The organism is Pseudomonas sp. KK18, assembly GCF_037094675.1.
Taxonomy (GTDB): domain Bacteria; phylum Pseudomonadota; class Gammaproteobacteria; order Pseudomonadales; family Pseudomonadaceae; genus Aquipseudomonas.
Genome location: NZ_CP146605.1, coordinates 1,051,536 through 1,065,937 on the forward strand (window position 1 = coordinate 1,051,536; position 14,402 = coordinate 1,065,937).

A 14,402-nucleotide genomic window follows, 5' to 3' on the forward strand; every position below is an offset into this window, starting at 1 on the left:
GAGCAAGTGCGTCTACACCTTGAAGTGCAGGGCGTTGGTCAAATCCCCCATGGGCTTTTGGCCGCGCGCGGTCATGGCGTCGTCACGCTGCTTGAGCCCGTCGAGGGTTTCCAGCTGGAACACCCGGGTGATCAGACGCAGGATCGACGCGGTGTCGTAGACGGTATGGTCCACCGTGCCCTTGCGCGCGAACGGCGAGACCACCAGTGCCGGGATCCGCGTGCCAGGGCCCCAGCGATCGCCTTTCGGTGGTGCAACGTGGTCCCACCAGCCGCCGTTTTCATCGACGGTGACGATCACCACCATGTTCTTCCACTGCGGGCTTTCCTGCAGCACCTTCAAGGCGCGGGTGATATGCCGGTCGCCCGAAGCGACGTCGGCGTAACCGGCGTGCATATTCAGGTTGCCCTGGGGTTTGTAGAAGGTCACCGCAGGCAGCTTGCCGGCCTGGGCATCGGCGAAGAACTTGTTGGTGCTGGCGTCATCCCCCAGGCCGCCATCGCGCAGGCGTTTATTGCGCTCAGCCGGGTTTTCCGGGCCTTGCTGCTTGAAGTAGTTGAAGGGCTGGTGGTGGTACTGGAAGTTCGGAATCTTCGGAATGCCGCCCGAGTCCTTGAACTGATCCAGCGTTGCTTGCCACGCACCGGCGTACCAGGCCCAGTCGACGTTCTTTTTCGACAGTTTGTCGCCGATGTGCTCGTGGGTTTGTGGCACCAGCACGTTAGGCAAGTCGGGCTTGGAGTAATCCGGGCGCTCGGGGTCGCGAATCCAGGTAGGCCAGTAAGGCGGGGCCAGGGTGTTCACGCCGAAACCGTCCGGGGTCAGTGCGCTGGGGCCGAATTGCGGCGGGCCGGTCATGGCGCTGGCCGGGGACTTGTCCAGAGGCTTGAGGCGCGGGTCGGTCGGGTCGTCGCTTTGCAGCGTGGCGATCTGTGCCTTGGCCACCGATTGCGCAGCGTTTGGGTACACCGGGGGGGTGGCGCTGATCAGGTATTGGTGGTTGAGGAACGAGCCGCCAAACGCGCCCTGGAAGAAGTTATCGCAAAGCACAAACTCCTTCGCCACGTCCCACAAGCGCAGGGCGTAACGGCTCTGGGCGTAATGGCCCATCAGCAGGCCGCCGGAGTCGCCCCAGGCGACGAACGCGTCATTTTTACCGCCGTTGATCTGCATCTGGTTCTGATAGAACACATGCCACAAATCCCGGGTGACCAGGCTCAGGGGCTGGTCTTCGCCGTTCGGGCCTTTGAGGGCGAACGGAGCGTTGGGCAGGTTTTCCTGGTATTGCACTTCGCTGGGGTACGTGACGCCATCCACGGTCTGCGGGCCAACTTGCAACACGCCGCCCCAGGTCGGGGGCAGGGTGCTCAGCAGGCTGCCGTCGCGGTCGCGCTGCTGATAGTCCGCAGGGGCGAGGGCCGACAATGGTTTCTCGACCCCGGGGAAATCCGCAAACAGGTTGTTGAAGCTGCGGTTTTCGGCGTAGATCACCACCACGGTTTTAACCTGTTCCTGCAGGGCCTTGTCCAGCTCTTGCGGCGTCAGCGGGCGGTCCACCGGCTTGCCGGGTGCCTCGCTGGTATTGCCGCAGGCACTCAGGGTCGCACCCACGCCCAGCACGGCCGCGCCTCCCAGGAAGCGCCGCCGGCTGGTGTCGACTGGCGGTTTGGCTTCAATGTCTTGGGAAGGGCGGTCTTTGTGCTCGTCGCTCATTGCTGGGAGTCCATGCGGGTTAGTTGTTGCAATATGTTTCGCCGGAACGGTAGCAATGGAATGTGACGGAACGAAGACAGCGGTGTGATCATGTGGGCATGCTTCCTGATCCCAAGCACTGCTAGACTGGCCCGATATTGCATACCGCAGAGGTGCCCCATGAAACCTTCAACTGCCCTGGATCTCAAGAGGGCTGCCGTGCGTGAAGTAGTAGGACGTTTCCATACCTCCAACCCAAGGGTGTTTGGGTCCGTTTTGTTGGGGACTGATAAAGACGGCAGTGATCTCGATTTACTGGTTGATGCGCTACCGGGAGCGACCCTTTTTGACCTTGGTGGGCTGCAGGTGGAGTTGGAAGACTTGCTCGGGGTAAACGTCGATTTGCTGACGCCTGGCGATCTGCCTCTGAAGTTTCGTGCTCAAGTCTTGGCTGAGGCCCGGCCCGTATGATCTCAAATCGGATTGGCGACTACCTGGAGCACATGCGCCAGGCATCGTCCGACGCGATCACCTTTGTCGAAGGGGTGAGCAACCTGAGTTTTTTGAAGACAAGCGTACCCAACAAGCCGTGATCATGAGTTTGATCATCATCGGCGAAGCGTCGACCAAAATAATGGATCAACATCCAGAGTTTGCAGCCGCCCAACCGCAGGTGCCTTGGCGCAGTATGCGCGGGATGCGCAACCGGATTGCCCATGGTTACTTCGACATAAATCTTGAAGTGGTATGGGACACGGTTCAGCACGCGCTACCTGAGCTGCTGAACAACCTGCCAACCGCACCCGCCTGAAGAGCGGGTGCAGCTTCAGATAATTAAGGCATCACCGGCGGCAAATATTTAAGCGTCGTGCCCAACGCCCACAGCAGGAACAATACCAGCGGCGTATGCACCAGCAGCTGCACAAACGAAAAACCGATCAAGTCCCGCGCCTTCAACCCCAGCACGCCCAGCAGCGGCAGCATATAGAACGGGTTGATCAGGTTCGGCAGCGCTTCGGCGGCGTTGTAGATCTGCACCGCCCAGCCCAGGTGATATTCCAGGTCGTTGGCGACCTGCATCACGTACGGCGCCTCGATGATCCACTTGCCGCCGCCCGACGGGATAAAGAAGCCCAGCACCGCCGAGTACACGCCCATCAACAGCGCGTAGGTGTCGTGGGACGCGATCGAGGTGAAGAAGGTCGAGATGTGGTGCGCCAGGGTCGCGCCGTCACTGCCTTTCACCACGGTCATCAGCGCGGCAATCGAGCCATACAGCGGGAACTGGATCAGCACCCCGGTGGTGGTGGGTACCGCACGGGCCACCGCATCGAGAAAACTGCGCGGACGCCAGTGCAGTAGGGCACCGACCATCAGGAACAGGAAGTTATAGGTGTTCAGCCCCGAGATCGCGCTGATCGCCGGCTTGGTCGAGAATTCATGGAACAACCAACCGGCGGCCAGCAACGCCAGCAGGATGGTCAGCAACGGGCTGTGCTCCAGCCACTCGCCCGGACGGGTCGGCGGTTGCGGCTTGGGCATGTTGAAGGCCGGGTCGATACCGCAAGCCTTGGCGTCACGGGCGGAGTTCGGCCCGGGCGCGGTGGCGTAGGCGATGATCAGCGACACCACGATCAGCGCCAGCAACAGCACGCCGGACTGCCACAGAAAGATGGTGTCGGTGAACGGGATCATCCCGGTGATCGACAGGATCGACGGCGGCAAACTGGCCGGGTTGGCCTGCAACTGCGCCGCTGACGACGACAGCCCCAGCGCCCAAACAGCACCGAGACCGAGGTAGGCCGCAGCACCGGCCGCGCGGTAATCCATGCGCAAATCCGTACGCCGGGCCAGCGCACGCACCAGCAAACCACCGAACACCAGGGACAGGCCCCAGTTGAGCAACGAGGCGACCATCGAAATCAGCGCCACCCAGGCCACGGCAGAACGGCCGTTCTTCGGGATGCGCGCCAGGCGGTCGATCAATTTCACGGCGGGCGGGGAGCTGGCGACCACGTAACCGCCAATCACCACAAAGGCCATTTGCATGGTGAACGGGATCAAACTCCAGAAACCGTCACCAAACGCCTTGGCGGCCTCGGTCGGCGCGGCGCCCATGCCCAGGGTCGCCACGGCGACAATGATCACGGCGAGGGCGGCAAACACCCAGGAGTCAGGGAACCAGCGCTCGGCGAAGTTTGAACAACGCAGGGCGAATCGGGCGTAGCGGCTGTCTTCGATAGCATCGGCCACGTTCAGTACCTCTATTTGTATTTATTATGGGGGCGGCAGTTTTGCTGCATGTTCCTCTACGGCTATTCATTTGGGAATGTAGTTATCTTCATTGATCAATGAGTAAAGCAAATATATCCGGCGAGATTGCCATCACCGGGCCCAGCTCATAACCTGCAGGCCATTTTGTTTGTCTGCCGAGCTTTTCCATGACTGCCACCTCTTATCCACAGGCGCAGCGTTTCTCCCGCTCCGACTACAAAACCCTGGGCCTGGCTGCCCTGGGCGGGGCCCTGGAAATCTACGACTTCATCATCTTCGTATTTTTCGCGCTGACCCTCAGCCAGCTGTTTTTCCCGCCGGAAATGCCCGAGTGGCTGCGCCTGCTGCAAAGCTTCGGCATCTTCGTCACGGGCTACCTGGCACGCCCGCTGGGCGGAATCCTGATGGCGCACTTCGCCGATCACCTGGGGCGCAAACGAGTGTTCAGCCTGAGCATCCTGATGATGGCGCTGCCGTGCCTGCTGATCGGCATCATGCCCACCTACGCACACATCGGTTATTTCGCGCCCTTGATCCTGCTGGCGCTGCGCATCCTCCAGGGCGCGGCAGTGGGCGGGGAAGTGCCCAGCGCCTGGGTGTTTGTCGCCGAACACGCTCCGGACAACCATCGTGGTTATGCCCTGGGCTTCCTCCAGGCCGGGCTGACCTTCGGCTACCTGCTCGGCGCGCTGACGGCGACGCTGCTGGCGCAAGTCTTCACCCCGGCCGAAATCCTCGACTACGCCTGGCGCTTCCCGTTCCTGCTCGGCGGCGTGTTCGGCGTGATCGGTGTCTGGCTGCGGCGCTGGCTCAGCGAAACCCCGGTGTTCCTGCAAATGCAGGCCCGTCGCCAGGCCGGCGCCGAACTGCCGCTGCGTACCGTCCTGCGGGAACATCGCAGCGCGCTGCTGCCGGCGATGATCCTCACCTGCGTGCTCACCTCGGCCGTCGTCGTACTGGTGGTGATCACCCCGACCATGATGCAGAAAACCTTCGGCATGAGCCCCAGCCACACCTTCGCCCTGAGCGCGTTGGGCATCGTGTTCCTGAATATCGGTTGCGTGTTGGCCGGGCTGCTGGTGGACCGCATCGGCGCCTGGCGTGCGGTGTTGGTCTATAGCCTGCTGCTGCCGGTGGGGATTGCCGTGCTCTATGCGAGCCTGATTGCCGGTGGCGTGTGGCTGGGCGCAGCGTATGCAATTGCCGGCTTGAGTTGCGGGGTGGTGGGCGCGGTGCCGTCGGTGATGGTCAGCCTGTTCCCGGCGCAGGTGCGCGTCTCGGGGATTTCCTTCACCTACAACATTGCCTATGCGCTGTGGGCGAGTACCACGCCGCTGATGTTGATCGCGCTGATGCCGACCAGCCCGTGGATCTGCGTGGGGTATTGCGTGGTGATGGGCGCGGTGGGCGCAGTGAGTGCGGCGCATTTTGGCAAGCGCCTACCCACCTGATCGTTCCCACGCTCTGCGTGGGAACGCCTCACTGGACGCTCCGCGTCGGCTCGTGTGACGCGGAGCGTCACGGATGCATTCCCACGCGGAGCGTGGGAACGATCATTACGTCAGGAAGTGCCACATCAGCAATGTGCCCACCAGGCCCACCACCGACACAATGGTCTGCAACACCGACCACACCCAGATCGTCTGCTTCAGTTGCAAGCCGAAGTATTCGCGCACCATCCAGAAGCCGGCATCGTTGACGTGGCAGAAGAACACCGAGCCGGCACCAATCGCCAGGGCGACCAGTGAGCTTTGCGTCGCCGCCAATCCCGCCATCATCGGCGCGAGGATGCCCGCCGTTGTCGTGGTGGCGACGGTCGCCGACCCCGTGGCCTGACGCAGCGCCACCGCAATCAACCAGGCCAGCAACAGGTACGGCATGTGCGCGCCTTCGGCCACCTTGCTGATGGTCTGGCTCACGCCGGCATCCAGCAGGGTTTGCTTCAACCCGCCACCGGCGCCGATGGTCAGCAACAGCACCGCGATCGGCGCCAGCGCCTTGCGCAGGGTGTTGCCGACATCGGCCCGCGGCATGCCGCTGGCCCAGCCCAGGCAGATCACCGCGGCAATCACCGCCAGGCCCAGCGCGATCAACGGCTCACCGAGGAACTTCAAGGTCAGTGCCACCGGGCTTTCCGGCGACATGGCAACCTTGGCCAGGGTGCTGCCGAGCATCAGGATCACCGGCAACAGGATGATCAGCAGCGACACACCAAAACTCGGCTGGCGCGGCGCCTTGGGCGGAGCACTGAACAGCGCGCCAATGTCGGCCGGCTCATCCACGTGCATGCGCTTGGACAGCCAGTTGCCGTACAACGGGCCGGCCAGAATCACGGCCGGTACCGCCAGGCAGAAGCCCAGCAACATGGTCAGGCCCAGGTCGGCGTGCAATGCGCCCACCGCAATCAGCGGCCCCGGATGCGGCGGCATCAAGGCGTGCAGGGTGGTCATCCCCGCCAGCGCCGGGATCGCGATTTTCAGCAGCGGCTGGTTCGAACGCTTGGCCATCACAAAGATGATCGGCACCATCATCACCAGGCCCACTTCGAAGAACAGCGGCAAGCCAATCACCATCGCCACCAGCGCCATCACCCAGGGCAACGACTTGCCCTTGCCCAACCCCAGCAGGGTGGTGGCGATACGGTCGGCAGCGCCGGACTCGGCCATCAACGCGCCGAGCATCGAGCCCAGGGCAATGATGATCCCGGCTTCACCGAGAATCGCCCCGGCGCCTTTGCTGAAGGCCTTGGCCACTTCTTCCGGCGGCAAGCCCGCGCCGACACCGGCGATAAACGTACCGATCAGGATCGACAGGAAGGGCGGCAGCTTGGTCGCGCTGATCAACACAATGATGCTGGCGATGGCCAGTAATACGCAGAACATGAGGCGGGTGTCGTGAACCATCCACGCGGCAGTCGATAACTCCAAAACGGGACTCCTTATCGAACAGGTTGGCTAATGTGTTTCTTTTTGTTTCCTGCTCGAAAAGCATACCTGATACAACGGTTCCAGAGCGTTCATGTTCAATTTTGGTGCGCATGGCTTAACGCCCAGCTGACGGCGAGATGACAATTTTGCAATTCGTGCCGGTGGTTTTGGCCTATAGCTCTATGATCAACCGGACCACGACCCACGAGGACATTTCATGAGCGCAGGACACAGCCACGCCCAGGTACGCGCCGGCCACGAACGGCTGTTATGGATCGCATTGGCACTGACCGGCAGCTTTATGATCGCCGAGGTGATCGGCGCCTTTATCACCGGCAGCCTGGCGCTGTTGTCCGATGCCGCGCACATGATGACCGACGCCCTGGCGCTAGGGATTTCCCTGGTGGCGATCCAGGTCGCCAAGCGCGCCGCCGACCGCAAGCGCACCTTCGGCTATGCGCGTTTCGAGATCCTGGCGGCAGCGTTTAATGCGCTGCTGTTGTTCGGCGTGGCGTTCTACATTCTTTATGAGGCGTATCAACGCTTGCAGGCGCCCGCCGAGATCCAGTCCACCGGCATGCTGGTGATCGCGGTGCTGGGGCTGGTGGTCAATCTGATTTCCATGCGATTGCTGAGTGCGGCCAGCGGCGAAAGCCTGAATGTGAAGGGCGCTTACCTGGAGGTCTGGAGCGACATGCTCGGCTCCATCGGCGTGATCATCGCGGCGCTGGTGATCATGTACACCGGCTGGGGCTGGGTGGATTCGGTGGTGGCGGCAGCGATTGGCTTCTGGGTGTTGCCCCGCACCTGGACGCTGCTCAAGGAAAGCATGAACGTGCTGCTGCAAGGTGTGCCGGATGGCATTGATATCGACAAGGTGGAGCAGGCGATTCGCGGCGTTCCCGGCGTCAAGGACGTGCACGACCTGCATATCTGGGCCCTCACCAGCGGCAAAAATGTGCTGAGTACTCATCTGGTGGCGGATTCGGCGCAAGGCAGCGAGCAACAGATCCTCAGCCAGGTGACGGAGTTACTGCATGAACAATTCGATATTTCCCACGCCACGATCCAGATCGAGGGCGAAGGTTTTCAGCACGACGAGCACGACGAGGTGCACGCCTGACCGTCACTCACGGTCTTCCAGCACATAACCCACGCCGCGCAAGGTATGGATCAACTTGCGCTCGAACGGGTCATCGATCTTCGCCCGCAGGCGGCGGATCGACACTTCCACCACATTGGTGTCGCAATCAAAGTTCATGTCCCACACGAACGAGATAATTTGCGTGCGCGACAGCACCACGCCGCTCTGGCGCATCAGCAGGTGCAGCAGGGCGAACTCCTTGGTGGTCAGGTCGATGCGCTGCAAACCGCGAAACGCCCGGTGGCGGCCCTGATCCAATTCCAGGTCGGCCACCCGCAACACATCCGGCACCGGCGAATGCACGCTGCGGCGCATCAAGGTGCGCACCCGCGCGAGTAATTCGGGGAACTCAAACGGCTTGACCAGGTAATCATCGGCGCCCAGGTCCAGGCCCTTGATCCGGTCGGCGAGGCGGCCCTGGGCGGTCAGCATCATGATGCGGGTGCTGCTGTTCTGGCGGATGCGTTGCAGCACGTCCCAGCCATCCATCAACGGCAAATTCACGTCGAGCATCACCAGGTCGTAGGCGTGCTGGCGAGACAAATGCAGGCCGTCGGCGCCAGTGGCGGCACAGTCGACGATATAGCCACTTTCGCTCAATCCCTGATGTAGATAATCGGCGGTTTTAGGTTCGTCTTCGATAACCAGAATACGCATGTCGAGGATCCCGCTGGGCAGTGGAAAAGTTGCCCGGAGCTTAAAGCAAAAGCCCGCGCCAGAGCCGTTGCTAACGGATTTGTAATGTTCTGGCCACTCCTCTGATAAGTACCGAAAGTTACATTGCCCACCTGTTAACTCATGGGCATGGAACTCTTGTTATGCCAACTTTTGTCCGCACGTTTATCGGCGCTTCGGTGCTGTTGCTGATGACGGTCCAGGGCGCAAACGCGCAAACCCTGACCCTCGAATCGGCCCTGCAAACCGCCTTCGCCAACAACCCCGACATGGCCGCTGCGCAGTGGGAAATCGACATCGCCCAAGGCGGTCGCCAGCAGGCCGGTTTGATCCCGAATCCGGTGGCCTCCTGGGATGCCGAAGACACCCGCCGCAACTCGCGCACCACCACTGTGAAACTGAGCCAAACCCTGGAACTGGGTGGCAAGCGCGGCGCCCGGATTGATGTCGCCACCCGTGCCCAGGAGGCGGCCGCACTCACCCTGGAACAGCGCCGCAACGGTCTGCGAGCGGAGGTCATCGACGGTTACTACGGTGCACTTCGCGCCCAGGAACGCCTCGACCTGGCCCAGCGCTCATTGGCATTGGCCGAGCGCGGCCTGGTGGTGGCCAATGGTCGCGTCACCGCCGGCAAAACGTCCCCGGTGGAAGCCACCCGGGCCCAGGTGCAACTCTCGGAAATCCGCCTGGAATTCAACCGCGCGCAGATGGGCCTGACCGATGCCTACCGGCGTCTCGCCGCCAGTACTGGCGCGGCCAGCACCGATTTCCAGGCCGTCGCCACCCAAGCCCAGGCCGCCCCGGCATTACCGTCGCCCGCGCAGCTGCTGGCGCGCCTGGAACAGACCGCCGAACTGCGCCTGGCCGAGCTGCAAATCGTCCAGGGCGAAGCGGCCCTGGGCCTGGAAAAAGCCCAGCGCATTCCCGACCTCGACGTGTCCATCGGCAGCCAATACGACGCCAGCGTGCGCGAGCGGGTCAACGTGGTGGGCGTGTCGATGCCGATCCCGCTGTTCAACCGCAACCAGGGCAACGTGCTGGCCGCGAGTCGCCGTGCCGACCAGGCCCGCGACCTGCGCAACGCCGCCGAACTGCGCCTGCGCACCGAAACCCGCCAGGCCCTGGACCTTTGGCAAACCGCGAATACCGAAGTGCGCTCGTTCAACCAACAGATCCTGCCCGCCGCACAAAGCGCGGTGGACAGCGCCACCCGTGGTTTCGAGATGGGCAAGTTCAACTTCCTCGACGTACTCGACGCCCAGCGCACCTTGATTGCGGCCCGCACCCAATACCTCGCGGCGACGGCCCAGGCCACCGAAGCCTGGGTGCGCATCGAACGGATTTACGGCGACCTCGCCCGGTTTTGATTTTTTCAGGAGCGTTCCATGAACAACAAACACAGGATGGCACTGGCCGTTGCGCTGATGCTGGCGTGGCCGGCCATCAGCGGTGCGGCAGAGGCGGAAGAAGAAGGCAAGATCGAGCTGACCGAACAGCAGGTCCAGGCCGCCGGTATTCAACTGGCCCCGGCGCAATCCCGGCAGATCAGCACTGTGCTTTCGCTGCCGGGCGAGGTGCGTTTCGACGAAGACCGCACCTCCCACATCGTGCCGCGTGCTGCCGGCGTGGTGGAGTCGGTGAAGGTCAACCTCGGCCAATCGGTGAAGAAGGGCGAGCTGCTCGCGGTGATCGCCAGCCAGCAGATTTCCGATCAGCGCAGTGAACTGGCGGCCAGTGAGCGCCGGGTGGTACTGGCCCGCACCACCTTCCAGCGCGAGCGCCAGTTGTGGCAGGACAGGATCTCCGCCGAACAGGATTACCTGCTGGCGCGCCAGGCGCTGCAAGAGGCCGAAATCGCCCTGAACAATGCCCGGCAAAAGATGAACGCCCTGAGCGGCAGCGCCGTATTGGTCGGCGGCAATCGCTACGAACTGCGGGCGCCGTTCGACGGCGTAGTAGTGGAAAAACACCTGGGTGTCGGCGAAGTGGTGAGCGAGACCAGCAACGCCTTCACCCTGTCGGACCTGTCCCAGGTGTGGGTGACCTTCGGCGTGTTCCCCAAGGATTTGAACAAGGTCCGGGTCGGCAAACCGGTGAAGGTCACGTCCTCGGAAATGGGCACCGAAGTGCTCGGTACCGTGGCCTATGTCGGCAACTTGCTGGGGGAGCAGACCCGCACGGCCACCGTGCGCGTCACGGTGCCGAACCCCGACGCTTCGTGGCGTCCAGGGCTGTTCGTTTCCGTGCAGGTCGCCACCGACACCTACCCGGCCAAGGTCACCGTCCCCCAGGAGGCAATCCAGACCGTCGAGGACAAACCCTCGGTGTTCGTGCGCACCAGCGACGGCTTCATGACCCGGCATATCGAACTGGGCGTCAGCGAAAACGGTTTCGTCGAAGTGCGCCAGGGCCTCGACGCCGGCGCGCAGGTGGCCACCGTCGGCAGCTTCATCCTCAAGTCCGAGTTGGGCAAGGCCTCGGCCGAGCACGCCCATTGATCCTGCGAGTGATTCCCCATGTTTGAGCGCCTTATCCAATTCGCCATCGAGCAGCGCATCATCGTGCTGTTGGCGGTGCTGTTGATGGCCGGTGTCGGTATCGCCAGCTATCAGAAATTGCCCATCGACGCCGTGCCGGATATCACCAACGTCCAGGTGCAGATCAACTCGGCGGCGGCGGGTTTTTCGCCGCTGGAAACCGAGCAGCGCATCACCTTTCCCATCGAGACCGCCATGGCCGGGCTGCCGGGCTTGCAGCAGACCCGCTCGCTGTCGCGCTCGGGCTTGTCCCAGGTCACGGTGATTTTCAAGGACGGCACCGACCTGTTCTTCGCCCGCCAGCTGGTCAACGAACGCTTGCAGGTGGCTCGCGAGCAACTGCCTGATGGCATCGAAAGCATGATGGGGCCGATCTCCACCGGGCTCGGGGAAATCTTCCTGTGGACCGTGGAGGCGAAAGACGGCGCGCGCAAGGAGGACGGCTCAGCCTATACGCCGACCGACCTGCGGGTGATCCAGGACTGGATCATCAAGCCGCAACTGCGCAACGTGCCGGGGGTGGCCGAGATCAACACCATCGGCGGCTTTGCCAAGGAATACCAGATCGCCCCGGACCCCAAGCGCCTGGCGGCCTACAACCTGACCTTGGGCGACCTGGTCACGGCGCTGGAGCGCAACAACGCCAACGTCGGCGCCGGCTACATCGAGCGCAGTGGCGAGCAATTGCTGATCCGTGCGCCGGGGCAAGTCGCGTCCATCGACGACATTGCCAACATCGTCATCACCACTTCCGACGGTACGCCGATTCGGGTACGCAACGTCGCCCAGGTCGACATTGGCCGCGAGCTGCGTACCGGTGCCGCCACGGAGAATGGCCGCGAAGTGGTGCTGGGCACGGTGTTCATGTTGATCGGCGAAAACAGCCGCACGGTGTCCCTGGCGGTCGCGAAAAAACTCGAAGAGATCAACCGTTCGCTGCCTGAAGGTGTGGTGGCCGTCACCGTCTACGACCGCACCAACCTGGTGGAAAAAGCCATCAGCACCGTGAAGAAAAACCTCTTCGAAGGGGCGCTGCTGGTGGTGGCGGTGCTGTTTCTGTTCCTCGGCAATATCCGCGCTGCGATGATCACCGCGATGGTGATTCCCCTGGCCATGTTGTTCACCTTTACCGGGATGTTTACCAACAAGGTCAGCGCCAACCTGATGAGCCTCGGCGCGCTGGATTTCGGGATTATCGTGGATGGCGCGGTGGTGATCGTCGAAAACGCCATCCGCCGCCTGGCCCACGCCCAGCAGCGCCACGGGCGATTGCTGACCCGCAGCGAGCGCCTGCATGAAGTGTTCGCTGCGGCCAAGGAAGCGCGGCGCGCGCTGATCTTCGGGCAACTGATCATCATGGTGGTGTACCTGCCGATCTTCGCCCTCACCGGGGTGGCCGGGAAGATGTTCCACCCGATGGCGTTCACCGTGGTGATCGCGCTGCTGGGGGCGATGATTCTGTCCGTGACCTTCGTGCCGGCGGCCATTGCGCTGTTCGTCACCGGCAAGGTCAAGGAAGAGGAAAACCTGGTGATGCGCAGCGCACGCCGTGTCTACGCGCCGGTGCTGGATTGGGTGATGGCGCGCCGGCCGCTGGTGTTCGGCCTGGCGGTGCTGGCCATCGTTGCGTCGGGACTGGTGGCCAGTCGCATGGGCAGCGAATTTATCCCCAGCCTCAGCGAGGGTGATTTCGCCCAACAAGCGTTGCGGGTGCCGGGCACCAGCCTGACGCAGTCGGTACAGATGCAGCAGCAACTGGAAAAGACCTTGATGGCCGAGGTGCCGGAAATCGAGCGGGTATTCGCCCGCACCGGCACCGCGGAAATCGCCTCCGACCCGATGCCGCCGAACATCTCCGACAGCTACGTGATGCTCAAGCCCAAGGACCAGTGGCCCGACCCGAAGAAGTCCCGCGAGGCAATCATCGCCGACATCCAGCGCGCCAGTGCGATTGTGCCGGGCAGCGTGTATGAACTGTCGCAACCGATCCAGCTGCGCTTCAACGAACTGATTTCCGGCGTGCGCAGTGACGTGGCGGTGAAGGTGTTTGGTGACGACATGGCGGTGCTCAACAAGACCGCCGGGGAAATCGCCGAGACCTTGCAAACCCTCAAGGGCGCCTCGGAAGTGAAGGTGGAACAGACCTCCGGCCTGCCGGTGCTGACCATCAATATCGACCGCGACAAGGCCGCGCGTTTCGGCCTGAACGTGGGCGATGTGCAAGACACGATTGCCGTCGCCGTGGGTGGGCGCCAGGCCGGGACGATGTACGAAGGCGACCGGCGTTTTGACATGGTCGTGCGTTTGTCGGACGCGCTGCGCACCGATATCGAAGGCCTGTCGCGGCTGTTGATTCCGATCCCGGCGCTGGCGAATAACGCGGCGGGGCAGTTGGGTTTTATCGCGCTGTCGGAAGTCGCCAGCCTGGACCTGGTGCTCGGCCCCAACCAGATCAGCCGTGAAAACGGCAAGCGCCTGGTGATCGTCAGCGCCAACGTGCGTGGGCGGGATATCGGCTCGTTTGTCGAGGAAGCCGGGACGGCCATCGACACTCAGGTGAAAATCCCCGCGGGCTACTGGACCAACTGGGGCGGCCAGTTCGAGCAGTTGAAGGAAGCTTCCGAGCGCTTGCGCATCGTGGTGCCGGTGGCGTTGCTGCTGGTGTTCGGGTTGCTGTTCATGATGTTCAACAACCTCAAGGACGGGCTGCTGGTGTTCACCGGGATTCCCTTCGCGTTGACCGGCGGGATCATGGCGCTGTGGCTGCGGGACATTCCGTTGTCGATCTCGGCGGGCGTGGGTTTTATCGCGCTGTCGGGGGTGGCGGTGCTGAACGGGTTGGTGATGATTGCGTTCATTCGCAACCTGCGGGAAGAGGGGCGCTCATTGTCGGTGGCCATCAACGAAGGCGCCCTGACGCGCTTGCGCCCGGTGTTGATGACGGCGTTGGTGGCGTCGCTGGGGTTTATCCCCATGGCCCTGGCCACCGGCACCGGCGCCGAAGTGCAGCGCCCGTTGGCGACGGTGGTGATTGGCGGGATTATTTCGTCGACGCTGCTGACCCTGCTGGTATTGCCGGCGCTGTATCACTGGGCGCACCGGCGTGAAGAACAGGAAGACCGCCTGATGCCTGACCAATAACCTGTGGCGAGG

The 14,402-nt window shown here is 62.7% G+C and carries 10 protein-coding genes and 1 pseudogene; 7 read left to right on the top strand and 4 right to left on the bottom strand.

The window, feature by feature from the left end:
• Nucleotides 1-12 precede the first annotated feature (12 nt).
• Nucleotides 13-1,713 (bottom strand): acid phosphatase, encoded by a 1,701-nt coding sequence (gene acpA, locus V6607_RS04475; protein WP_134325726.1) that lies wholly within the window; start codon nt 1,711-1,713, stop codon nt 13-15.
• Between the two features lie 159 nt (nt 1,714-1,872).
• On the opposite strand from acpA, the gene V6607_RS04480 reads away from it, so the two are divergent.
• Nucleotides 1,873-2,163 (top strand): nucleotidyltransferase, encoded by a 291-nt coding sequence (locus V6607_RS04480; protein ID WP_003214393.1) that lies wholly within the window; start codon nt 1,873-1,875, stop codon nt 2,161-2,163.
• A pseudogene (locus V6607_RS04485) lies at nt 2,160-2,503 on the top strand (DUF86 domain-containing protein). The gene V6607_RS04480 and the pseudogene V6607_RS04485 overlap by 4 nt, the downstream one beginning before the upstream one ends.
• Nucleotides 2,504-2,526: 23 nt before the next feature.
• Here the strand turns inward: V6607_RS04485 and V6607_RS04490 are convergent.
• Nucleotides 2,527-3,945 (bottom strand): TIGR00366 family protein, encoded by a 1,419-nt coding sequence (locus V6607_RS04490; protein ID WP_008437512.1) that lies wholly within the window; start codon nt 3,943-3,945, stop codon nt 2,527-2,529.
• A gap of 188 nt (nt 3,946-4,133) precedes the next feature.
• Here V6607_RS04490 and V6607_RS04495 point away from each other — a divergent pair, with 188 nt between their 5' ends.
• Nucleotides 4,134-5,417, top strand: a complete 1,284-nt coding sequence (locus V6607_RS04495; RefSeq protein ID WP_134325728.1) for an MFS transporter — start codon at nt 4,134-4,136, stop codon at nt 5,415-5,417.
• A gap of 105 nt (nt 5,418-5,522) precedes the next feature.
• Here V6607_RS04495 and V6607_RS04500 read toward each other — a convergent pair whose 3' ends face one another.
• Nucleotides 5,523-6,893, bottom strand: a complete 1,371-nt coding sequence (locus V6607_RS04500) for a gluconate:H+ symporter (RefSeq protein ID WP_023659163.1) — start codon at nt 6,891-6,893, stop codon at nt 5,523-5,525.
• Between the two features lie 217 nt (nt 6,894-7,110).
• Between V6607_RS04500 and V6607_RS04505 the strand changes: the two genes are divergently transcribed.
• A complete protein-coding gene (locus tag V6607_RS04505; RefSeq protein ID WP_008437507.1) occupies nt 7,111-8,016 on the top strand; it encodes a cation diffusion facilitator family transporter in 906 nt (301 codons plus the stop codon).
• Between the two features lie 3 nt (nt 8,017-8,019).
• Here the strand turns inward: V6607_RS04505 and V6607_RS04510 are convergent, their stop codons facing one another.
• Nucleotides 8,020-8,694 (bottom strand): heavy metal response regulator transcription factor, encoded by a 675-nt coding sequence (locus V6607_RS04510; RefSeq protein ID WP_008437506.1) that lies wholly within the window; start codon nt 8,692-8,694, stop codon nt 8,020-8,022.
• A 161-nt stretch (nt 8,695-8,855) separates the two neighbouring features.
• Between V6607_RS04510 and V6607_RS04515 the strand changes: the two genes are divergently transcribed.
• The 3 genes from V6607_RS04515 to V6607_RS04525 are packed head-to-tail and all read left to right on the top strand — an operon-like array spanning nt 8,856 to nt 14,390.
• Nucleotides 8,856-10,079 carry a TolC family protein gene (locus V6607_RS04515; protein ID WP_134325729.1) on the top strand — a complete coding sequence of 408 codons (1,224 nt, stop codon included), beginning with the start codon at nt 8,856-8,858 and terminating at the stop codon, nt 10,077-10,079.
• Nucleotides 10,080-10,097: 18 nt separating this feature from the next.
• Entirely contained in the window at nt 10,098-11,210 is a 1,113-nt protein-coding gene (locus V6607_RS04520; RefSeq protein WP_003214413.1) for an efflux RND transporter periplasmic adaptor subunit, read from the top strand.
• 18 nt (nt 11,211-11,228) lie between these two features.
• The gene (locus tag V6607_RS04525; RefSeq protein ID WP_134325730.1) at nt 11,229-14,390 is read left to right on the top strand and encodes a CusA/CzcA family heavy metal efflux RND transporter; all 3,162 of its coding nucleotides are present in this window, start codon (nt 11,229-11,231) and stop codon (nt 14,388-14,390) included.
• The last annotated feature ends 12 nt before the right edge of the window (nt 14,391-14,402 follow it).